Origin of the sequence: Agromyces sp. NPDC058484, assembly GCF_042720415.1 — a bacterium.
In the GTDB taxonomy this organism is placed as follows: Bacteria; Actinomycetota; Actinomycetes; order Actinomycetales; family Microbacteriaceae; genus Agromyces.
Window position 1 is genome coordinate 14822 of sequence record NZ_JBHXMP010000020.1, and the last position, 20296, is coordinate 35117.

The window sequence follows — 20296 nt, forward strand, 5'->3', positions numbered from 1 at the left end:
GCGGCGACTATAATGTCAGCGTGTGCTGACCATTACTTCTCGCCTCGACGTCATGAACCGCGTGGGTCGCGCGATGGCGGACCCCACTCGATCACGCATCCTGCTCGCGCTCCTCGAGGGCCCCGGCCATCCCGGCGCGCTCGCGCAGGAGCTCGGCCTCACCCGCACGAACGTGTCGAACCACCTCGCCTGCCTCCGCGGCTGCGGGATCGTCGTGGCCGTGCCGGAAGGGCGGCAGACACGGTACGAGATCTCCGACCCTCACCTCACCCGTGCCCTCGGCGAGCTCATCGGTAGCGTGCTCGCGGTCGACGAGGGCGCTCCCTGCATGGATGAGCACTGCGACCTGCCCGGATGCCGCTGATGGCCCTCAACACGGCACATGCCCGCGTGCACGTGCTGCGACGCCGCATTCGCCTCGTCGTCGCCTTCACGATCGGGTACAACGTGATCGAGGCGGTCATCGCCCTCGCGGCCGGCAGCGTGGCCTCGTCGGCCGCGCTCATCGGGTTCGGCCTCGACTCGATCGTCGAGGTGCTCTCGGCCGCTGCGGTCGCGTGGCAGTTCGCGGCGCCCGACCCCGAGGCCCGCGAGAGAACGGCCCTGCGCATCATCGCCGTCTCGTTCTTCGGCCTCGCCGCCTATGTCGCGGTCGACGCGACGCTCTCGCTCGCGGGCCTGCGCGAACCCGAGCACAGCCCGGTCGGCATCGCGCTCGCCGCGGTCAGCCTCGTGGTGATGCCGGTCGTCAGCTGGATCGAGCGCCGCGCCGGCCGTGAGCTCGGCTCCGCGTCGGCGATCGCCGACTCGAAGCAGACGCTCATTTGCACCTACCTCTCGGGCGCGCTGCTCGCCGGCCTGCTCCTCAACTCGCTGCTCGGGTGGGCGTGGGCGGACTCGATCGCCGCCCTCGTCATCGCCGGGTTCGCCGTGCGCGAGGGCGTCGAGGCGTGGCGGGGCGAGGCATGCGCCGTGCCCGTCGCGGCGCTCACCGGCGAGCGCGAGATCGAGCACCACGACCACGATTGACCACGGTCGACGGATGCCGCGACCGCCCGATCGCTCCGCCCGAGGCATCCGCTCACCGCGCTGTCAAGGGGCAGCGGTCGACCGGCGCGCGTGCAACGCTGACGGCATGGACACCGCTGACGGCACGCAGGACGCACCGATCCAAGAGGGACACGACGAGGCGAGCCTCGCCGACAAGATCGCCGGCATCGCCGAGCAGATGCGGGCCGACGCCGACGCGGGCGCCGTCGACGAACTGCGCTCGATGGCAAGGCAGCGCCTCGAGGAGGCGCACCTGCCCACGGATGACGCGACCGTCGACTCCGTCGTCGACGGCATCCGCGGCGCCTGACTCGCGACGACACGTTGACGCGTGCAGCGGCGACGAGGATGATCGTCGCATGGCCGCGATGGCTGCCGACGACACCGCGGCATCCCGACGTCAGGCACGGCGGACGCCGAAGCGCCGGGCCTCGAGCCTCGCCGAGCGGTGGACCGTGATCGACGGCGTCGACGTGTTCTACCGGGAGTCGCCCGACATCCCCGACGAGCCGGCGATGGTGCACCTGCACGGCTTCGGCCTCTCGGGGCGCTACCTGCTGCCCACCGCCGAGCGGCTCGCCGACGAGTTCCACACGGTCGTGCCCGACCTGCCGGGGTTCGGACTGAGCTGGCGGGCACCCCGGGCACTCGACGTGCCCGGACTCGCGCGCACGGCAGCTCGGTTCCTCGACGATCGCGGAATCGAGTCGGCCACGCTGGTGGGCAACTCGATGGGGTGCCCGGTCATCTGCGAATTCGCGTACGAGTTCCCCGAGCGAGTCGACCGGGCCGTACTCGTCTCGCCCGCGGGAGGACGCTTCAACCAGCCGCTGCTGGGTGCCATCACGCAGCTGGCCCGTGACGGAGGACGCGAGCCGAAGCAGATGATGCGCGTCGCCGTGCCCGACTACCTGCGGTTCGGTCTCTCGAGCACGTTCCGGATGTTCCGAGCGCTCACCCGGTATCCGACGCTCAGGCGCCTGCTCGACTTGCGCATCCCGACGCTGGTCGTCGTCGGCGACCGCGATCCGCTCATGCCGCCGCCGATCGCCGTGCGCGAGGTCGCCGCCCAGGCCGACACGCCGGTGGTGCTGGTCGTCATCGAGGGGGCGGCGCACGCCATCAACTTCAGTCACCCCGACGAGCTCGCCAACGTCATCCGCCTGTTCATGGCCGACGAGCCCATCGTCGACGATCCCGATGCCCCGGGTGTCGCCCGCGAGATCGACCTGCATCCGCAGTCGTGACGCAGCCGCGAAGTGACGTGGCAGCGTGCGCCGCCCGTGGCGGCGTGTTCAGCCGCCGCGACTCCACTCGAGCAGGCGCTCGGCCGGCCAGGTCGTCACGACGCGGTCGGCGGGCACGCCGTTCGCCTCGGCGCGCGCCGCCCCGAGGTCGAGGAACGAGAAGTGACCCGGCGCGTGCGCGTCGGTGTCGATGCTGAAGAGGCATCCGGCCTCGAGTGCCAGCCCGATGAGCTCGTCGGGCGGATCCTGGCGCTCGGGGCGCGAGTTGATCTCGACGGCGACGTCGTGCTCGGCACACGCGGCGAACACCGCGCGAGCGTCGAACGTCGACTGCGGCCGCGTTCCGCGCGCGCCCTCGACGAGCCGGCCCGTGCAGTGGCCGAGCACGTTCATCCGCGGATTCTCGATCGCCCGGAGCATCCGCTCGGTCATCTCGCGCGACTCCATGCGCAGCTTGGAATGCACGCTCGCGACCACCACGTCGAGGCGGCCGAGCATCTCGGGCGACTGGTCAAGGGCACCGTCGAGCAAGATGTCGGTCTCGATGCCCGAGAGCAGTCGGATGCCGCTGCGCACCTCGTTCGCCGCATTCAGCTCGTCGAGCACGCCGAGCTGCTCGCCGAGGCGCTCGGCGCTCAGCCCGTTGGCGACCGTGAGGTTCGGCGAGTGGTCGGAGATCACGAGGTACTCGAGGCCCACGAGCTCGGCCGCGCGCGCCATCGTGGCGATCGGCGTCGTGCCGTCGGACCATTCGGTGTGGCTGTGCAGGTCGCCCTTCAGCTCCGAGCGCAGGCCGGTTCCGGATGCCGCGACCGCCGGGCCGCTCCGCTCGCGCAGGTCGGCGAGGTAGACCGGCACCTGTCCGCCGACGGCCTCGGCGATGACCGTGTACGTCGTGTCGCCGATGCCCTTCGTGCGCTTCAGCCGGCCGTCGCGCACGCGAGCCGCGAGCTCTTCGACCGAGATGCCGCCGATGACGTCGGCCGCCCGGCGGAACGCCTTCGACTTGTACGACGAGGCGCGATCGCGCTCGAGCAGGTAGGCGATCTCCTCGAGCGCAGCCACGGGGTCCATCCGACCATTGTGGCCCGCTCCGCGGCATCCGTCACTGGGACATCAAGGAACGACTACATCGTGGAGTATGACGAGAAGGTCGCGATCGACGCGCTCACGACGTTCGCGATGATCACGCCCGTCCACACGAATATCCCGATGAGCATCGCCACGTTCAAGGCGATCACGACCCACATCGGCGCCATTCCGCGTCGGGCCTGCTTCTTCACGACCACCGACCGCCCGATCACGTAGACGAGCGACGACAGGAACGCCCAGGCCCAGTGGAACTGGCGGGCGTAGCCGAGCGCACGAAGGGCCTTCACGTCGAGGAACGCGAACCACACCATGACCCCGTAGGTGATCCAGCCGAGCGCAACCGTCGTCAGGTACCACGGGTCGAAATAGAGCCCGACCTGCGCCAGCGGATCGGTCATCGAGCGCAGCATGTAGCCCTCGAGGTCCCAGAAGAAGAGTGGGATCAACCCCACCAACGGCAGCATCACGATCAGCCAGATCCACGGCGTGTCGACCGTGGTGCCCTCGGGCACCTGTGGCTTCTCAATGGCGTCGTACTGTGGCAGGGCGGGTGACGGTGGAGCGATCGGCGACGTGTGCTCGGTCCACCGCGCGCCGTCCCACCAGCGCTGGCCGAACGTGCCATCGGGTTGGGGGTACCATCCGGCGGGCGCGACGTGCGAGTCGGTCATGTCTCTCCTTCGATCATGCGTTCTGTGCGATGATGCGTTCTCTCGGTTCCGGATGCCGCTACAGCTCGACGACCGTCATGCCCGACCCCGCACCGCCGGCGGTGCCCATTGCGGCGAGCGCGTTCGGCACCTCGTCGAGGGTGATGCGGCGGCCGACCAGCTCGATCGGACGGAAGTCGCCCGACGCCACGGCGCCGAGCATCGAGGGGTACTCGTGCGCCGCCATGCCGTGGCTGCCGAGGATCTCGAGCTCGCCCGCGATCACCGCGTCCATCGGCATCGCGGCGAGCGCGTTCTCGCCGAACATGAGGCCGATCTGCACGTGCCGGCCGCGCTTCTTCAGGCTCCTCACCGACGCGAAGGATGTCTCGGTGCTGCCGAACGCGTCGACCGAGACATCCACACCGCCGCCGGATGCCTCGACAATGCGTTCGGCCGTGCCCTCGCCGCCGCGCACCGGAACGGCGCCGAGCTTCTCGGCGGCGCCGAGTGCGGCGTCGGAGACGTCGACGCCGAACACCCTCACTCCGGCGGCGACGGCGATCATGATCGCCGAGAGGCCGACGCCGCCGCATCCGTGCACCGCGATCTGCTCGCCCGGAGCGAGCCGGCTGCGCGACACGATCGCCCGGTAGGCGGTGGCGAAGCGGCATCCGAGCGATGCGGCCTCGACGAAGCCGAGCGAGTCGGGGAGGCGGATGAGGTTGAGCGCGGCCTCGTCGATCGCGACGAGTTCGGCGAACGAACCCCAGTGCGTGAAGCCCGGCTGCGACTGGTTGTCGCAGACCTGCTCATTGCCCGAGGAGCACTCGGCGCACCGCCCGCACGCGCAGATGAACGGGGCGGTGACGCGGTCGCCGACCTTCCACTTGCCCTGGGCCCCGTCGAAGGGTCCGCTGTCGTCGGGCACCTCGGCGCCGAGGGCGGCGATCTCGCCGGCGAACTCGTGACCGGGCACATGCGGCAGGGCGACGGTGTCGTCGTGGCCCATCCAGGCGTGCCAGTCGCTGCGGCAGAGGCCCGTGGCGCGCACCCGGATCACCGCGCCGCGCGGCGGGCACTCGGGCTCGGGCACCTCCGCGAGTCGGGGCGTCTCGCCGAAGGCGTCGAAGAGCACGGCGCGCACAGGGGTCCTCCGGTTCGGGTCGGCCCCTCGATCAGCTCGGGGCATCGCGGATGTCGCGGCGGCGGCTCGAGGCCGACCTGTCCGAGTCTGCGCACGTTCGGGCGACTCGAGATGGCGCCGCGACATCCGCGAGCCTACCGGCCCGGGGACCGCGTCGAGCGCGCTCCCCGGGCCGGGCCTCAGCACTGCCGCAGGTTCAGCACGTTGTCGCTGAGCGTCGGCTGGCCGCCGAGCAGGATCACGTCGCGCACATGAAGGCGACCGATCTCCTGCAGCACCGAGCCGGGGACGCAGTTCTGGCCCACGAGATAGATCGGCGCGAACCACGAGCCCGCCAATGCCGCACCGGCGAGGGCGTCGGGGAAGCCGGACCCCGTGGCGAGGAACGCCGCGTCGGCGAGCGGGAACGACTTCTGGTTCGTGACGAGCGAGGTGGCGAACCGGTCGGCGCCGTTGCGACGATACGACTCGACGACGAACGGCAACGCATCGATGCTCTTCTTCAGCCCCGCCGACACGCTGGGCTCGCCGCCCGCGACGACGACCTTCTCGATGCCGAGGTCGCCGAGCAGCGCCTTCGTCTCGACGTCGACCGTCTGGAGCCCGCCGTTCACCAGGATGACCGGGGCGGACTCGTTCGCAGCGGCCGGTGCCGCCGACAGCGCGTCGGGGAAGTTCATGCCGGTCGCGAGGTACGCGGTGCGGTTGTCGTCGCCCGCCCAGAAGTGGTCGGCGAGGAGCCGCGAGGTGTGGAAGCGATCGATACCCGCGAAGCGCACGATGTCTGACGTGTAGTTCGTCGCGAGCTCGGCCTCGACCGCCGCGGAGACCGACGGCTCGCCGCCCACGATGTAGATCTTCGAGGGTGCGAGCTCGGTGAGCTCGGCCTTGACGACGTCGGGAATGCTCCCCGGCGTCACGAGGAGGATCGGCGAGCCCTCGCGGGCGGCGGCGGGACCGGCGCCGAGTGCGTCGGGGAAGTTCAGGCCGTTGACGATGAACACCGAGCGCGAGCTTCCCTCGGGGAAACCGGAGGGGAACGCGGCCTTCGCGATCTCGACCGAGGTGGCGAACCGGTCGGCACCGGCGAGCCGCCCCACGTAGACGCCGCCCGGGCCGACGGTCGCGTCGAATCCGGTGAGCTGCTGGTCGGCTGCCACCTCGACCGGCGTGCTCGCGGCGATCAGCTCGGAGTCGTCCCAGTAGACGGTGGACACGAGTGCCTGATCGTAGATGTCGCCGAACCGCAGGATGTACGTTCCGGCGGGGAGCCCCCGGATGGTGTAGTTCCCCGACGCATCTGCGGGGGCGCGATACCCCCAACGCTCGTACTCGCCGGTCGTGTGGTCGAGGAGGAATGCCGAAGCCGCAGCCGACGGTTGGGGTCCCTCGGCGAGACTGATGACGCCCGAGATCGTCGAACCGATCTCGAGCTGCGCGTCGAGCCCGGTGATGGGCGTCGATCCCACCTCGATGATCTGGGACTGCGCCTCGTGCGGCGTGTTGCCGAGCCACGTCGAGGTCAAGCCGGCGTCGTTCACGCCGATCCGCTCGAAGTGCAGGCGGTAGCGGCCCGGCTCGACGCCGTCCAAGGTGAAGCTGCCGTCGGCGTTGCTGGCAACTCCGACGGCGATGTCGCCGGAGCCGGTGAGCTCGTAGAGCGAGACGGATACCCCGGCTTCCGGCACGAACGACCCGTCAGGGGCCTCGCCGGTGACGGTTCCCGTCAGCGTGACGCCGCCGTCCGCGGCGTTGGCGGGCGCCGCGGTCACGGCGATGAGGAACCCCGCGGCGAGCAGCGGAGACAGCACCATCGCCGTCAATCTGCGCGCGAAGGTGGAATGCGTTCGGGTCAAGGGAACTCCTGTTCGGGTGTGAAGGGCCGATGCGATCCTATGCGTCGGCACGTATTCGCAAGCGACCCCCGAACAGGGGTGTCCCATGCGTCGGCACCGCCGCCACGTCGGCGGTCACCGGTAGCGTCGCTCCCATGGACATCATCCTCATCCCCGGTTTCTGGCTCGACGCATCCTCATGGCAGGAGGTGACACCGATCATCCAAGAGGCCGGCCACCGCGTGCATCCCGTGACCCTGCCCGGGCGGGAGTCGGTCGATGCCGACCGCTCGGGCGTCGGCCTGCGCGACCACATCGACGCGGTCGTGCGGCTGGTCGACGATCTCCCCGCCGACGCCCAGGTCGTGCTCGTCGGGCACTCGGGCGGCGGTGCCGTCGCCCATGGGGTCGCCGACGCGAGGCCCGATCGCCTCACCCGGGTGGTCTACGTCGACGCCGGCCCACAGCCCGACGGCGATGCCATCAACGACCAGCTCCCGGTCGTCGACGGCGAGATCCCGCTCCCCGATTGGTCGGAGTTCGAAGATGCCGACCTCGTCGACCTCGACGACGAGTTGCGCGCGGCATTCCGCGCGCGTGCCGTGCCCGAGCCGCGCGGCGTCGCATACGACCCGATCTCGCTTCACGACGAACGGCGCTACGACGTGCCGATCACCATCATCGCGTGCGAGTTCCCGAGCGCCGCGCTCACCGAGTGGATCGCCGCGGGTTCGCCCTTCACCCGCGAGCTCGCGAAGGTCACCCACGTCGACTACATCGACCTGCCCACCGGTCACTGGCCCCAGTTCACGAAACCGGTGCAGCTCGGCCAGGCGATCGTCTCGGCGATCGGCTGATCGGCCCGCGTCGGCCGGCGTCGGCCTGCGTCGGCCCGCGTCGCGCGGCTCCCGCGATCTCCCCCGAAATGGGGTCTCGGGCCTGTCTGCGCGCCCACGATAGTATCCACACAGGTAGTGAGTCTTTCTCGCTTTGATCGAAAGCCCGCTCGATCCGGGAACGACCCAGTACTCAACCCGAGCACCCGAAGTGATGCGACGCCAGCTACCCGATTCGCGGTGAAGTATCGTGAGCAACTCCCCGACGACCCGCCCAGCGGCCCCCGCCACCCGAGGCAGGGGCCACTCGACCGGCTGCGCCCGCAGCGACCCGGCCGAGCTCCCACGAACCGAGCCATGAGATGTCCGTCCTCTCAGGCCGGCACCCGCGCGCGACCCGATCGCGCAGGCTTCGCCTGGTGCCCGACGTGGCGGTCGACCCACAGCTCGGCGACGCGCGCGAGTCGGGCGCACGCTGGGCGCGGCGATACCGGGTACGGCTCGAGCTGACGGACACGGCGATCATCGCCGCATCCGTCCTGGCATCGCTCGGGAGCTCCGCGTGGAGCCCCACGGGCGGAGCGCTCGGCATCCCGCTCGGCGACGCCGCCGTCCCCTTCGTGATCCTGGGCGTCTGGCTCCTCGCGCTCGCCGCGTACCACACCCGCGATGCACGAGTGCTCGGCGTCGGCGCCACCGAGTACAAGCTCGTCGTGAATGCGAGCGCTCTCGCATTCGGGATGACGGCGATCCTCTTCCTGGTCCTGCAGGTGGATCTCGCACGCGGGTACTTCCTGCTGGCACTCCCGCTCGGGTTGATCGCGTTGGTGCTCGGCCGTTGGCTCTGGCGCAAGTGGCTCCTCCATCAACGAGCGTTCGGCCACTACCTCACCCGCGCCATCGTCGTGGGCCGCCGAGACGACGTCGAGTACGTCATCGCACAGATCGCGCGCAGCTCCGGTGCCGCGTACCGGATCGTCGGAGCGGCCGTCGACGACGCCGCAGCAGGCACTGTCACGGCCGGTGGGCTGCGGGTCCAGGTGATCTGCGAGATGAGCGACGTCGCCGAGGCGGCCGCCGCCGCCGACGCGGACTGCGTGATCGTCGCCGGGCAGCCCACCGAGGGCGGCGAGTTCGTGCGCAAGCTCGGCTGGGACCTCGAGGGCACGGCGGCAGAACTCGTGCTCTCCTCGCGGCTTGCGGATGTCGCAGGGCCGCGCATCCACTTCCGCCCCGTCGACGGGCTGCCGCTCATCCACGTGGAGACCCCGAGGTTCGAGGGCGGCAAGCACGTGCTCAAGCGGTCGATGGACGTCATGCTCACGTCGATCGCGCTCGTCGTGCTGATGCCGCTCATGCTGGCGATCGCCGTGCTCATCAAGCTCGACAGCCCGGGCCCCGTCCTCTTCCGACAGCAACGCTGCGGCCGCAGCGGGCAGGCGTTCCAGATGCTGAAGTTCCGCTCCATGGTGCAGACGGCCGAAGACGACCTCGCCGGCCTCCTCGACCGGAACGAGGGGTCGGGTGTGCTGTTCAAGATGCGCAACGACCCCCGGGTGACCCGCATCGGGCGCAAGCTCCGCAAGTACTCGCTCGACGAGCTCCCGCAGATCTGGAACGCCCTCGTCGGCGACATGAGCATCGTCGGGCCACGTCCCCCGCTCGTCACCGAGGTCGAGTGCTATGACGGCGCCGTCCATCGCAGGCTGTACATCAAGCCGGGCATCACCGGGCTCTGGCAGATCAGCGGACGGTCCGATCTCACGTGGGAGGACAGCGTGCGCCTCGACCTCTACTACGTGGAGAACTGGTCGCTCACGGGTGATCTCATGATCATCTGGCGCACATTCAAGACCCTCCTCAAGCCGGTCGGGGCGTATTGACATGGATCCCCTGGGCAGCGGAGCATCACGCAGCAGAGCACGGCCGGTACCGCAATCGATGAGTATCGCGATGATCGGCACACGCGGCGTTCCCGCCGCGTACGGCGGATTCGAGACGGCCGTCGAGGAGATCGGGCGCCGTCTGGTCGACCGCGGCCATCGCGTGACGGTCTATTGCCGCTCCGGACGGGTCCCGCCGACGCACCTCGGCATGCACCTCGTCCGGCTGCCCGCACTCAGGCTCAAGGCCGCCGAGACGCTCAGCCACACCGCGTTGTCGGTCGGCCATGTCGCGGTGCATCACCGGCCGGATGTCGCGTTCGTCTTCAACGCGGCGAACGCCCCGTTCGTCCCGATGCTCCATGCCCGCGGCATCCCCACCGCGGTGCACGTCGACGGCCTGGAATGGCAGCGCGACAAGTGGGGCGGAGCGGGACGACGCTACTACCGCCACGCCGAGCAGAGCGCCGTGCGCTGGTCCGACGCCCTGATCGCCGACGCCGAGGGCATCGCCGAGTACTACCGCAGCGAGTTCGACGTGCCCACCGAACTCCTGGCCTACGGCGCGTCGATCCTGCGTGAGACCCCCTCGTCGCGGCTCACCGAGCTCGGGTTGCGGCCCGAGGGCTACCACCTCGTGGTCGCCCGGTTCGAGCCCGAGAACCACGTCGACGTCATCGTCGACGGCTACGCGCGCAGCACCGCCCGGCAGCCCCTCGTCGTGGTCGGTTCTGCGCCGTACGCCGCCGCGCACACGCAGCGGATCCGTTCCATCGCCGCGAACGACCCGCGCATCCGGCTGCTCGGCCCCGTGTGGGACCAGGAGCTGCTCGACCAGCTCTACACCCACGCGACGAGCTACGTGCACGGGCACTCCGTCGGCGGCACGAACCCGTCGCTGCTCCGCGCGATGGGCGCGGGCACCGCGGTGATCGCCTGGGACGTCGTCTTCAACCGAGACGTCGCCGGGCCGGTCGCGGCGTACTTCGACGATGCGGAGTCCCTGTGCCTGCTCGTCGAGGACGCCGAGCTCAACCCGCAGCACACGCTCGAGGCCGGCGAGTCGCTGCGGGCTCGAGCGGCGAGCCGATACGTCTGGGATGCGGTCGCCACCGGTTACGAGCAACTGGCGCGCCGCCTGATCGCCGGGTACAGCACACGCGGCCCCGACCACCCGCGCACGAACCACTCGGCGTGGTCCGCGGTCGCGCCGCACGGGAGGCACGCGCAGGCCGCCCTGCCCGGTGGGAGATGACGATGAGCCGCTCCGCCGCCGGAGACTCGCTCGCCGTCGTCGTCGTGAACCACGGCGACACGGAGCTGCTGCAGCGAAACCTCGCCGCGCACGACCCCCGGCCCATCGCCGAGCACGTGGTCGTGGTCGACAACTACTCGAGCGAAGCGCGACGCGGCGAGGTTCGGGACCTCGCCCACCGGATGGGCTGGCACCTCGTCGCACTCGCCGAGAACGCCGGCTTCGGCGCGGGCATGAACGCTGGCGTGGCCCGCGCGCAGGCGCTCGGCTGCTCCGTATTCCTGCTGCTGAATCCCGATGCCCGGATCGATCGCGACGTGCTCGCCGACCTCCACCGCGACTGCGTCGCCGAACCGCTGCGGATGCTCGCACCCCGCATCATCCGCGACGACGGCTCGACATGGTTCGACGGCGCCACCGTCCTCGTCGACCGGGGCCTGACGAGCTCCGCCCGCGGCTCCGACAGCTCCGCGGCCAACGGCTGGCTCACGGGCGCGTGCCTCATCGTGCACGAGGAGCTCTGGCAGCGGCTCGGCGGGTTCGACGACGCGTACTTCCTCTACTGGGAGGACATCGACCTGTCGTGGCGCTGTCGCGACGTGGGCGGACGGCTCGGTGTGCGCAGCGACCTGTCGATCGTGCACAGCGTCGGCGGCACCCAGCAGGCGACCGGCAAGTCGCCGAGCTACGTCTACTACAACTGCCGCAATCGCATGGTCTTCGCCGGGAAGCACCTGCGGCGGCGCACCGTGCTCGCGTGGATGGTGCGGAGCCCCGGCTATGCATGGCGGGTCGTTCAGCGCGGAGGACGGCGGGCCCTGTTGCGACGACCGCTCTCACTGACCTGGGCGGCGATCCGCGGAACCGCCGCCGGTTCGATCGCCGCCCTTCGACTGCCGGGTCCGTGAGGCCACGATGCCCGTCCCCGGCGCCTCGTCACTCCCGCAGCCCGCTGCGCGCTCCCGCGTGCTCATCGCCCACCCGAGCGCGGACCTCTTCGGTTCGGATCGCATGCTGCTCCAGAGCGTCAGCGGGCTCGTCGCCGCGGGCCACGAGGTCGTGGTCACCCTGCCTGCCGCCGGCCCCCTGGTCGATGAGATCGAGCGCCGGGGGGCCCGGGTGCGGCTCTGCCCGACCGCGGTGCTGCGTCGGAGCCTTCTGCGGCCGGCCGGCCTCGTGCGCCTGGCGGGCGAGAGCCTCCGCGGCCTCGCGGCCGGACTCCGGCTGGTGCGGGAGGTACGACCCGACGTCGTGTACGTGAACACCGTGACACTCCCCCTCTGGCTGGTGGTCGCACGACTGGCCGGATGCCCCAGCGTCGTGCACGTGCACGAGGCCGAACGCTCGGCGCGCCCGGCCGTTCGCCGCGCCCTCGCCACGCCGCTGCTGCTCGCGCGCGTCATCATCGCGAACAGCGAGTACTGCGTCGAGGTCGTCTCCGGCGTCTACCCCTTGCTCCGCGACCGGTCGGAGGTCGTGCCCAACGGCATCGACGGGCCCACCGAGCCGCGCGCCGCGCGCCGGGCGCTCGAGGGTTCACTCCGGGTCGCCTACATCGGCAGGCTGTCCGAACGGAAGGGGGTGGATGTCGCGATCGAGGCAGTCGGCGCCCTCCGAAAGGCGGGCGTGCCCGCCACCCTCGACATCGCCGGCTCCCCCGTCGCCGGGCAGGAGAGCGTGGTGCGGGCGCTCCACGACCGCGCCGGGGCGCCGGCGCTCCGGGGTGCGGTGCGATTCCTCGGGTACCGCGACGACGTGTGGCCCGTCCTCGCCGACTGCGACGTGCTCGTCGTCCCATCCCGGATGGAGGAGGGGTTCGGGAACACGGCGGTCGAGGGCGTGCTCGCGGCGCGCCCCGTCGTGGTCAGCGACACCTCGGGCCTTCGCGAGGCATCCGCTGGATTCGCCTCGATGCAGCGCGTGGCGCCGGGCAGTGTCGCTGCCCTGCGAGACGCGCTCGCCGCGGTCATCGACGACTGGCCTCGCTACCGCGCCCTCGCGGCGGAGGATCGGCTGGTCGCCCTGCACCGGCACGATCCCACGCGCTACGGGGCGCGGATCGCGGCGAGCGCGGCGCGGGCGCAGTCGATGCCCCACCCCTCGCGGCGCCTGCGGGCCACCGGCGTCGTGCACATCACGCGTCGCCCGGCGGCCGGCGGCGGCCTCGGACGGTGACCGATGGCGCGCCCGCGGGTAGTCTTAGCCCCAGGACACCGAGGGGGTGCCATGGAGCCGCGCGACTACCTCAACGCCCTGCGGCGTCGTTGGCTCGTGATCCTCGGTCTCGGCCTGCTCGGCGCACTGATCGCACTTGCCTACGACTCCACCCTGCCGACGCTCTACAAGGCGACGAGCAGCGTCTTCGTCTCCACCCAGCGCGGCGAGACCACGAGCGAGCTGGTGCAGGGGTCGACGTTCACGCAGGCGAACGTGCAGTCCTATGCGCGGCTCGCCACCATGCCGATCGTGCTCGAGCCCGTGATCGCCGAGCTCGACCTCGACATCGCGCCACGGGCGCTGGCCAGGGCCATCACCGTCGACACGCCGCTCAACACGGTGATCATCGAGATCACCGCCTCGAGCCCTGATGCCGCGAAATCCGCGGAGATCGCGGATGCCGTGACCGAATCCCTGTCGAACGCGGTCGCGCGGCTCTCGCCCGAGGGACCCGACGGCGAGCCCGCGATCACCATGACCACGGTGTCATCGGCGCAGGTGCCGAGGTTGCCGTATGCGCCGAACACTCGGTTCATCGTGCTCACGGGATTGCTCGCCGGATTCGCAGCCGGCTTCGTCTTCGCACTCGCGTCCGAAGCATTCGACACCCGCCTGCGCAACGCGGCCGACCTGGCCAGGGTGACGGATGCGCCCCTCCTCGGCACCGTCAGTCGCCGTCGCCGGCGCGGCAGCTCGGGCTTGGTCATGCGCACCGATCCGCACGGGCCGCAGGCCGAGTCCTACCGGCGCATCCGCGCGAACCTCGAGTTCGCCGATGTCGACAGCCGGGTGCGCGCGCTCGTCGTGACGTCGGCGGTCGCCGGCGAGGGCAAGTCGACGACGTCGATCAACCTCGCCCTCGCGCTCGCCGAACGCTCCGACCGCGTCCTCCTCATCGACGCCGACCTGCGCCGGCCGTCGATCGGCCGCCACTGCGAGATCGAGGACGCGGTCGGCCTCACGACGGTGCTGCTCGGGGAGGTCGCCGTGGCCGACGCCGTGCAGCGATGGGCGGGGGTGCTCGACATCCTCCCGTCGGGAGTGGTTCCGCCGAACCCGGGCCAACTGCTCGGGTCGACCGCCATGGCCGACCTCATGAGCGAGCTCATCGCCTCGTACAGCTTCATCATCGTCGACTCGCCGCCGCTGCTGCCGGCGACCGACGCGCTCGGACTCGCGCACATGACCGACGGAAGCATCGTCGTCGCCCAGTACAAGTCGACACGGCGGGAGCAGCTCGCACGGGCGATCGAGTCGCTCGTTGCGGTGCGTGCACGCGTGATCGGAGTGGTGCTCGATCGCGTCCCGGCGCCGGCTTCCTCCGCCAGCTACTACGGGTACCGGGCGCGCGACGAGGATGAGACCGCCGTCGCCGACGGCCCCCAGGCACAGCACCGGCACGACCGCCGCGACCGGCCCGCCGAGGAGCGGTCTCCCGCGGCGCCGCCTCCCGCAGCGCCGCCTCCCGCAGCGCCGCCTCCCGCAGCGCCGTCTCCCGCAGCGCCGCCTCCCGTCGCGCCCGAGAGCGGAGCCGCCGAGCCGTCGACCACACGCTGATGCGGGTGCTTCAGTCGTTCCCCGAGGGGCGGCCGACGACGAATCCCTACCTGCTCCAGCTCAGCGACTCGCTTCGCCCGAGCACCGTCGTGCTCGGTTTCTCGTGGCCCCGCGCGCTCTTCGCCCGCTACGACGTCTTCCATGTCCACTGGCCCGAGCTGCTCTGCCGCGGCACGACTCCCGCACGCAGCCTGGCCCGCAGGACGCTGGTGCGGGCACTGCTGATGCGACTGCGCCTCACGCGCGTCGCCCTGGTGCGCACGCTGCACAACGCGTCCCCGCACGAGCAGGGCGGGCGCTCGGAGGGCGAGCTGCTCCGCAGACTCGACGCGCGCACCACGCTCTGGATCGCGCTGAATCCGACGACCGCGAGGCCTTCGGCAGCGCATCCGGGCAGCCCGCTCGTCACGATCCCGCACGGCGACTACCGGGCATGGTTCGAGCGGATGCCGCGGCCGGGCCAGGTCCCGGGCCGACTCGCGTTCGCCGGCTTCATCCGCCCCTACAAGGGGGTCGAGGAGCTCATGGCCGCATTCGCCGCACTCCCCGACGACTCGCTGACGCTGCGCATCGTCGGCCGGCCCGCCTCCCCCGAACTCGCGACCGCGATCCGCACGTCGGCAGGCGCCGACCACCGCATCAGCCTGAATCTCGACTACGTCTCGGACGAAGAACTGGCGGAGGAACTGGGCCGCGCGGAGTTGGTCGTGCTCCCCTATCGGACCATGCACAACTCCGGTGCGGCGCTGCTCGCGCTCTCGCTCGGACGCCCGGTGCTCGTCCCCGTGACCGAGGTCAACGCATCGCTCTCCCGAGAGGTCGGCGCGGGCTGGGTGCACACCTTCAGCCCGCCGCTCGCGCCGCACGCGCTCGCCCGGGCGATCGCGGCGCTGCGCGAGACCCCCCGCTCGCCCGCTCCCGACCTCTCCGAACGCACGTGGCCGGGCATCGCCGACCTGCACCGGGAGGCCTACGACCGGGCGGTGCGGCTGGTGCGGTCGCGTGCCACCGCCCTCAGCGCGCGTGCGAGCGGATGAAGCGGGCGAGGCCTTGCGCCAGGTGCGTGGTGGTGAGGCCCTGCTCGATCGCGACGCGTCCGCGGTCGCCCATCTGCTCGGCGCCGGCGGGGTCGTCGAGGAGACGGACCATGCCCAGAAACAGGTCCTCCGGACGGCGGCTCGGCACGAAGACGGCCGTGCTCCCGTCGTGCAGGTAGTCGTCCATCCCGGGCGACTCGGTGATGACCACCGGGCGGCCGGTCGCCATCGCCTCGAGCGACACCGTGAGTCCCGACACGTGGAGGTTCGGCCGGGTGGCGACGGCGACCACGCTTGCGCGCGTGTACAGCGCCCTGAGTTCCACGTGCGAGAGCCGGGGAACCTTGACCACCCCCGGCGGCGGGTCCACGGCCGACGCGCTCTGCACCACGATCTCGACCTCTGGACGGGCGCGTCTGAGCAGGGCGAGTGCCGCGAACAGCGTCTCGGGGTCGCGGTCGCGATCGCCGCCGACGCTGACGACGAGCGGGCGTTCGGGATACGGGCGGCGCTCGAAGAACATCGCGTCGACGCCGAAGCGGAAGTAGTCCACCGGCGGGCCGGCCGCGCCGACGAACTCACGCAGCGGCTCGAGCTGGGCACGGCTGTTGACCCAGAGTCCCTGCATCGTCGCGAGCACCGCGCGCGCCCGTCGCTCGGCGCCGGCGTCGCGGCATCCGTCGGTCAGCCAGATGACGCCCGTGAGCATCCGCGTGAACGGCCGGACCTGCACCATGCGCTGCGCGACGTGCTCATCCCACGTCAGTCCGATCCCGCTGCCCGCGAGCATCGAACGCACCCGGGCCGGAACCAGCCGCGAGAGGCCCGTCTGCAGCGTCGTGGCGGGGCCGACGCTCTCGGCCACGACGCTCAGCCCGCAGTCGGCGAGTCCGTCGAGGCCGTACGGCCAGCGTCCCGGCACCTCACCCGCCGCGTGCCGCTCCTGCCACCGGGCGAGGTCGCGCTCGGCTCGGTAGAGCACGTGCACGAGTTCAGGCGTCGGCATCGCGCTCGTTCCCGACCGCGGCGCCCGGCGGCCGCTGCTGCGTGCGACGGGCCGCGAGATCGCGTCGCACGTACCAGAGGTTCGGGATCACCTGACAGACGAAGACGGCGATGCAGGATGCGATCACGGCGCCCGCGGCGCCCAGCACGCCGATCAGCCACCAGCCGAGGCCGAGCGTCAGCGGAACCATGACGATGACCGGAACGACCTGGAAGCGGAGCCCACGTTCATCGGTCATGTACATCCCCGTCGGGTACTTCGCGGCCTGCAGCGCCACGAACACCACGAAGCCGAGGACGAGCCAGCCATCGAGCGTGAAGGCGCCGTCCGTCACGAACGCGACGACCCACGGCGACACGGCAGCCAGGGCCGCGGCGAGCAGCAGGCCGCCGGCCATGAACCACAACGAGGTCGCCACCGGCGACTCGACGCGGGACTCGGCCCGGGCAGCCGCGTAGAGCGGCCACAGGGCGAGGCCGGCCGCGGCGATCGTCTGCAGCACGACACCGAAGAGCTGCGACGCGAGGTTGTACTGGGCGAGCTCGTCTCCGCGCGTCAGGTGGCTGATGAGGATGCGCTGCGTCTGCATCGCCACCGGGAGCGCCACCATCTGCACGAGCATCGGCCAGGCGAGCGCGATCACCGGCACGGACGGCACGGTGCGCAGCCTCGGCACCTCCCGCACGGCGGTGCGGAGCTGGGTGCCGAGCGCCCGCCCGGCGAGCCAGAGGCACACGACCGAGACCAGTCCGCTCGCGATGTACGAGAAGACTGCGAGCATGGTGCCCGCCGGCACGGCCAGCACCACCACCGCGCCGACCGAGAGCAGCATGAACGGCGCGACGACACCCTGGCTGGCCACCTGCGCGTTCGTGCGCCTGAGGCCCACGAGGATGCGCTGGCCGACGGTGAGCGGGAGCACGATGCCGAAGATCGCCATGCAGGCGAACGCGGCCATGCTGCCGCCGTCTGCGATGAGGCCCTCGCCCAGCAGCGGCCGCCACCAGCCGAGCAACGTGATCAGCGCGGCGACGGCGACGATTGCGGAGCCCGAGACGATGAGGATGCGGATGGCCGTCACGATCGTCCGTCGCGCGAAGACGTCGTGCCGAGGATCCGGCGACCCGGCGACGGCGTTGATCACGACCGCCGCGATTCCCAGGTCCGCGAAGGGGAGGAGGTTCGGGAGGGTCGTGAGCAGGCCGTACTGCGCGTACGCCGCGGTGCCGAAGTGCTCGATGATGAGCCGGCTGGTCACGAGGCCCAGGATCCCCGACAACCCCATGATGACGACCTTGGCGGTCGCCGTCGATCCCACCGCCCCCCAGAGCCCCCGCTCTCGCGGGTCGGCGCGCCGCCCCCGGCTACGCGGGCGCCGCACGAGCGTCTCCCGCTTCCGCACCGACGTCTCTCGTCTCCGCACCGGCACCACTCGGTTCCGCGCCGCCGAACAGCCACGAGTCCGCGGCGAGACGTCCGTCGACCTCGGGCAGGCTCGTGAGCACGGATGCCGGTGCGATGGGCCGGCGGAGTGCGCCGGCGAGTGCGGAGGCGAGCGCGCCGGCGCTCGTCGGCACCTGGAGGACGCCGTGGCCGGCCTCCGCCAGCCAGTCGGCGAGCCCCGTCTCCGTGGACGTGATCACCGTGCAACCGTGCGCGAGGCCCTCGACGATCGGGAGCCCGATCTGTTCGCGCCATCCCACAGCGGGCTGCGAGGGCAGCGCGAGGACGCTGGCGGCGGCCAGCTCGCGGTGGATCTCCTCCCGGGTCGGGTCGACGATGAGCTCGATGCGCGGGTCCTCCGCCGCGGCGGCCTCCGCCAGGCCGGTGAGCGGACCGGTGCCGAGGAGGACGAGCGTCGCGTCGGGAAGCTCCGCTCGCACGGCGCTCCAGGCGGCGAGGAGGATCGGGAACCCCTTCCGCTCGGCGAACGCCCCGAGGAACACGACCCGTTGCGGCCGAACGACTCCGGCGGCGCACGGGCACGGATTCGGCAGCGCGGGGATGACCCGGGATTCGAGGTCGTCGCGAGGCGGCATCAGGGACGCGTAGACGGCTCGCGCGGCGTCCGAGCCGTACGCGACGCGGTCGAGCCGCCGCCACACGGCGCGCCCCAGCGCGACATCCGCTCGGTGGGACAGCCGCTGCCGGAGGGACCGGGACGGGGGCAGCCGGCGCGGATCCTCGTTGCCGATCGCGTAGCAGACGACGAGCGCCCTGCGGCCGGTGATCGCGGCCTTCAGCCGCACCGCCGACACCGCGAGCGCCGCGCCGCGCGCACCCGACAGCATGAGGGGCTCGTTCACCTCCAGCTCGCGCACCCGCGAGCGCACGAGGATCCCCGCGGAGCGCCAACGCCCGGCCTGCACGACCTCGAGTCCCGCCAGCAGTCGCTCATCGAAGTCGTAGCGCCTCGAGGTGAACAGGATCGCCGCGGGGGCGAACTCATGCGCGCGCTCGAGGTGGGCGGTGCGCAGCGTCTGGTAGACCCTGGCCCGCGCCGCGTGGATCGGACGCAGTGACACCTCGCTCCCCCCGCCGGCCGATCACGTCCGCTTGTACTCGGAGTAGACGGATCCGACGGCGCCGGTGAGCATCCCGGCGCCGCGCGCCGCGGTCCGCAGGCCCCTCGCCCGATCGACCAGCCGCCGGGTGACGAATCCGGCGACGAACCGCACGGATCCGGCGAAGACGCGGATCGACCCCCGCAGCAGCATGCGGGCGCGCACGATCGCGCGGCCTCCCACCGTCACGCCGGTCAGGTTGATGCGGCTCCACGCGTTCCCGATGCGGTAGGCGCGGCGGAGCACCCAGTCCCTGGTCATCCGATCGGCGGGCACGATGTCGTGGACCACGGCCTCGTCGCACCACACCAGTTCGCCGCCGCGCGCGTGGAGGTACCGCGTGAACACCGAGTCCGATCCGCCGCTGATGCCGAACCGCGCGTCGAATCGGGCACCGGTGCGTCGCACCACGTCGAGGTCGAGCAGGAGGTTGTTCGTGGCGGCGACCTCGACCCGCGTTCCGGTGGGCATCCGCCGGCGATCGAAGAACCGTCCCGCGGCGATCCACTCGTCGGGCTGCTCGTCGAACCTGGAGATGACGGGTCCGACGACCGCGGCCGCGCGGTTCCTTCGCCACGTCTCGAGGAGCAGTCCGAGCCAGCCGGGTTCGGGGCGCTCGTCGTCGTCGATGAAGACGAGGAGCCGCGCGGCATCCGATTCCTCGAGTGCGCGGTTGCGCGCGGCGGCGATGCCGGGTGCGGGCTCGTGCACGTAGCGCACCGGATGCTCACGGGCGAAGGCCCTCACCTGTGCCACGGCCCCGGCGTCGGGATCGTTGTCGACGACCAGGATCTCGACGTCCGCGTCGACGGATGCCGCCTGCTCGACAAGCGCCGGGACGATGTCGGCGAGGTCGCGCGGCCGCCGGAAGGTGAGCACGGCGATGACGAGGGGGAGCCGATCGACGTCCGCCACCGATT

General features: G+C 71.4%; 19 protein-coding genes. 11 read left to right on the forward strand and 8 right to left on the reverse strand.

The window, feature by feature from the left end:
• Positions 1-22 precede the first annotated feature (22 nt).
• The 4 genes from ACFWN7_RS15175 to ACFWN7_RS15190 all read left to right on the forward strand — a co-directional run bounded on the left by ACFWN7_RS15175 (position 23) and on the right by ACFWN7_RS15190 (position 2297).
• The gene (locus tag ACFWN7_RS15175; protein ID WP_376939674.1) at positions 23-364 is read left to right on the forward strand and encodes an ArsR/SmtB family transcription factor; all 342 of its coding nucleotides are present in this window, start codon (positions 23-25) and stop codon (positions 362-364) included.
• Positions 364-1029 carry a cation transporter gene (locus ACFWN7_RS15180; protein WP_376939675.1) on the forward strand — a complete coding sequence of 222 codons (666 nt, stop codon included), beginning with the start codon at positions 364-366 and terminating at the stop codon, positions 1027-1029. Before ACFWN7_RS15175 ends, ACFWN7_RS15180 begins: the two co-directional genes overlap by 1 nt.
• A gap of 106 nt (positions 1030-1135) precedes the next feature.
• The gene (locus ACFWN7_RS15185) at positions 1136-1360 is read left to right on the forward strand and encodes a hypothetical protein (protein WP_376939676.1); all 225 of its coding nucleotides are present in this window, start codon (positions 1136-1138) and stop codon (positions 1358-1360) included.
• A gap of 49 nt (positions 1361-1409) precedes the next feature.
• Entirely contained in the window at positions 1410-2297 is an 888-nt protein-coding gene (locus ACFWN7_RS15190; RefSeq protein ID WP_376939677.1) for an alpha/beta fold hydrolase, read from the forward strand.
• Between the two features lie 48 nt (positions 2298-2345).
• Here the strand turns inward: ACFWN7_RS15190 and ACFWN7_RS15195 are convergent, their stop codons facing one another.
• From ACFWN7_RS15195 to ACFWN7_RS15210, 4 genes are all read right to left on the reverse strand, one after another.
• A complete protein-coding gene (locus tag ACFWN7_RS15195; RefSeq protein ID WP_376939678.1) occupies positions 2346-3371 on the reverse strand; it encodes a PHP domain-containing protein in 1026 nt (341 codons plus the stop codon).
• Between the two features lie 53 nt (positions 3372-3424).
• Complete coding sequence (locus tag ACFWN7_RS15200) at positions 3425-4060, reverse strand: DUF2510 domain-containing protein (RefSeq protein ID WP_376939679.1); 636 nt, start codon at positions 4058-4060, stop codon at positions 3425-3427.
• A gap of 58 nt (positions 4061-4118) precedes the next feature.
• The gene (locus ACFWN7_RS15205) at positions 4119-5186 is read right to left on the reverse strand and encodes a zinc-dependent alcohol dehydrogenase family protein (protein WP_376939680.1); all 1068 of its coding nucleotides are present in this window, start codon (positions 5184-5186) and stop codon (positions 4119-4121) included.
• Positions 5187-5365: 179 nt separating this feature from the next.
• A complete protein-coding gene (locus ACFWN7_RS15210; protein ID WP_376939681.1) occupies positions 5366-7042 on the reverse strand; it encodes a cell wall-binding repeat-containing protein in 1677 nt (558 codons plus the stop codon).
• 134 nt (positions 7043-7176) lie between these two features.
• Here ACFWN7_RS15210 and ACFWN7_RS15215 point away from each other — a divergent pair, with 134 nt between their 5' ends.
• From ACFWN7_RS15215 to ACFWN7_RS15245, 7 genes are all read left to right on the forward strand, one after another.
• On the forward strand, positions 7177-7878 hold the full coding sequence (locus ACFWN7_RS15215) for an alpha/beta fold hydrolase (protein ID WP_376939682.1): 702 nt from the start codon (positions 7177-7179) through the stop codon (positions 7876-7878).
• 341 nt (positions 7879-8219) lie between these two features.
• Positions 8220-9740 carry a sugar transferase gene (locus ACFWN7_RS15220; RefSeq protein ID WP_376939683.1) on the forward strand — a complete coding sequence of 507 codons (1521 nt, stop codon included), beginning with the start codon at positions 8220-8222 and terminating at the stop codon, positions 9738-9740.
• A gap of 70 nt (positions 9741-9810) precedes the next feature.
• Positions 9811-10995, forward strand: a complete 1185-nt coding sequence (locus tag ACFWN7_RS15225; protein ID WP_376939685.1) for a DUF1972 domain-containing protein — start codon at positions 9811-9813, stop codon at positions 10993-10995.
• A 2-nt stretch (positions 10996-10997) separates the two neighbouring features.
• Complete coding sequence (locus tag ACFWN7_RS15230; RefSeq protein ID WP_376939686.1) at positions 10998-11903, forward strand: glycosyltransferase family 2 protein; 906 nt, start codon at positions 10998-11000, stop codon at positions 11901-11903.
• A gap of 7 nt (positions 11904-11910) precedes the next feature.
• Positions 11911-13170, forward strand: a complete 1260-nt coding sequence (locus tag ACFWN7_RS15235) for a glycosyltransferase (RefSeq protein ID WP_376939687.1) — start codon at positions 11911-11913, stop codon at positions 13168-13170.
• Between the two features lie 51 nt (positions 13171-13221).
• Positions 13222-14769 (forward strand): polysaccharide biosynthesis tyrosine autokinase, encoded by a 1548-nt coding sequence (locus ACFWN7_RS15240; protein ID WP_376939688.1) that lies wholly within the window; start codon positions 13222-13224, stop codon positions 14767-14769.
• Between the two features lie 5 nt (positions 14770-14774).
• Positions 14775-15806, forward strand: coding sequence for a glycosyltransferase (locus ACFWN7_RS15245; RefSeq protein WP_376939689.1), 1032 nt, complete (start codon positions 14775-14777; stop codon positions 15804-15806).
• On the opposite strand, the gene ACFWN7_RS15250 is transcribed toward ACFWN7_RS15245, so the two are convergent.
• From ACFWN7_RS15250 to ACFWN7_RS15265, 4 genes are read right to left on the reverse strand one after another with little or no spacing between them, the layout of a single operon-like run.
• Positions 15784-16812, reverse strand: a complete 1029-nt coding sequence (locus tag ACFWN7_RS15250; protein WP_376939690.1) for a glycosyltransferase family 4 protein — start codon at positions 16810-16812, stop codon at positions 15784-15786. The genes ACFWN7_RS15245 and ACFWN7_RS15250 overlap by 23 nt on opposite strands.
• The gene (locus ACFWN7_RS15255; RefSeq protein WP_376939692.1) at positions 16799-18214 is read right to left on the reverse strand and encodes a lipopolysaccharide biosynthesis protein; all 1416 of its coding nucleotides are present in this window, start codon (positions 18212-18214) and stop codon (positions 16799-16801) included. Before ACFWN7_RS15255 ends, ACFWN7_RS15250 begins: the two co-directional genes overlap by 14 nt.
• Entirely contained in the window at positions 18177-19337 is a 1161-nt protein-coding gene (locus ACFWN7_RS15260) for a glycosyltransferase family 4 protein (RefSeq protein WP_376939693.1), read from the reverse strand. Before ACFWN7_RS15260 ends, ACFWN7_RS15255 begins: the two co-directional genes overlap by 38 nt.
• 21 nt (positions 19338-19358) lie before the next feature.
• Positions 19359-20291: a glycosyltransferase family 2 protein gene (locus tag ACFWN7_RS15265; protein WP_376939694.1), complete on the reverse strand. Its 933-nt coding sequence runs from the start codon at positions 20289-20291 to the stop codon at positions 19359-19361.
• Positions 20292-20296: the final 5 nt, after the last annotated feature.

What these genes read in the sequence shown, in the direction of transcription:
- ACFWN7_RS15180 (WP_376939675.1), top strand. Translation starts at nt 364, where the DNA reads ATGGCCCTCAACACGGCACATGCCCGCGTGCACGTGCTGCGACGCCGC.
- ACFWN7_RS15185 (WP_376939676.1), top strand. Translation starts at nt 1,136, where the DNA reads ATGGACACCGCTGACGGCACGCAGGACGCACCGATCCAAGAGGGACAC.
- ACFWN7_RS15190 (WP_376939677.1), top strand. Translation starts at nt 1,410, where the DNA reads ATGGCCGCGATGGCTGCCGACGACACCGCGGCATCCCGACGTCAGGCA.
- ACFWN7_RS15195 (WP_376939678.1), bottom strand. Translation starts at nt 3,371, where the DNA reads ATGGACCCCGTGGCTGCGCTCGAGGAGATCGCCTACCTGCTCGAGCGC.
- ACFWN7_RS15200 (WP_376939679.1), bottom strand. Translation starts at nt 4,060, where the DNA reads ATGACCGACTCGCACGTCGCGCCCGCCGGATGGTACCCCCAACCCGAT.
- ACFWN7_RS15215 (WP_376939682.1), top strand. Translation starts at nt 7,177, where the DNA reads ATGGACATCATCCTCATCCCCGGTTTCTGGCTCGACGCATCCTCATGG.
- ACFWN7_RS15220 (WP_376939683.1), top strand. Translation starts at nt 8,220, where the DNA reads ATGTCCGTCCTCTCAGGCCGGCACCCGCGCGCGACCCGATCGCGCAGG.
- ACFWN7_RS15225 (WP_376939685.1), top strand. Translation starts at nt 9,811, where the DNA reads ATGATCGGCACACGCGGCGTTCCCGCCGCGTACGGCGGATTCGAGACG.
- ACFWN7_RS15230 (WP_376939686.1), top strand. Translation starts at nt 10,998, where the DNA reads ATGAGCCGCTCCGCCGCCGGAGACTCGCTCGCCGTCGTCGTCGTGAAC.
- ACFWN7_RS15235 (WP_376939687.1), top strand. Translation starts at nt 11,911, where the DNA reads ATGCCCGTCCCCGGCGCCTCGTCACTCCCGCAGCCCGCTGCGCGCTCC.
- ACFWN7_RS15240 (WP_376939688.1), top strand. Translation starts at nt 13,222, where the DNA reads ATGGAGCCGCGCGACTACCTCAACGCCCTGCGGCGTCGTTGGCTCGTG.
- ACFWN7_RS15250 (WP_376939690.1), bottom strand. Translation starts at nt 16,812, where the DNA reads ATGCCGACGCCTGAACTCGTGCACGTGCTCTACCGAGCCGAGCGCGAC.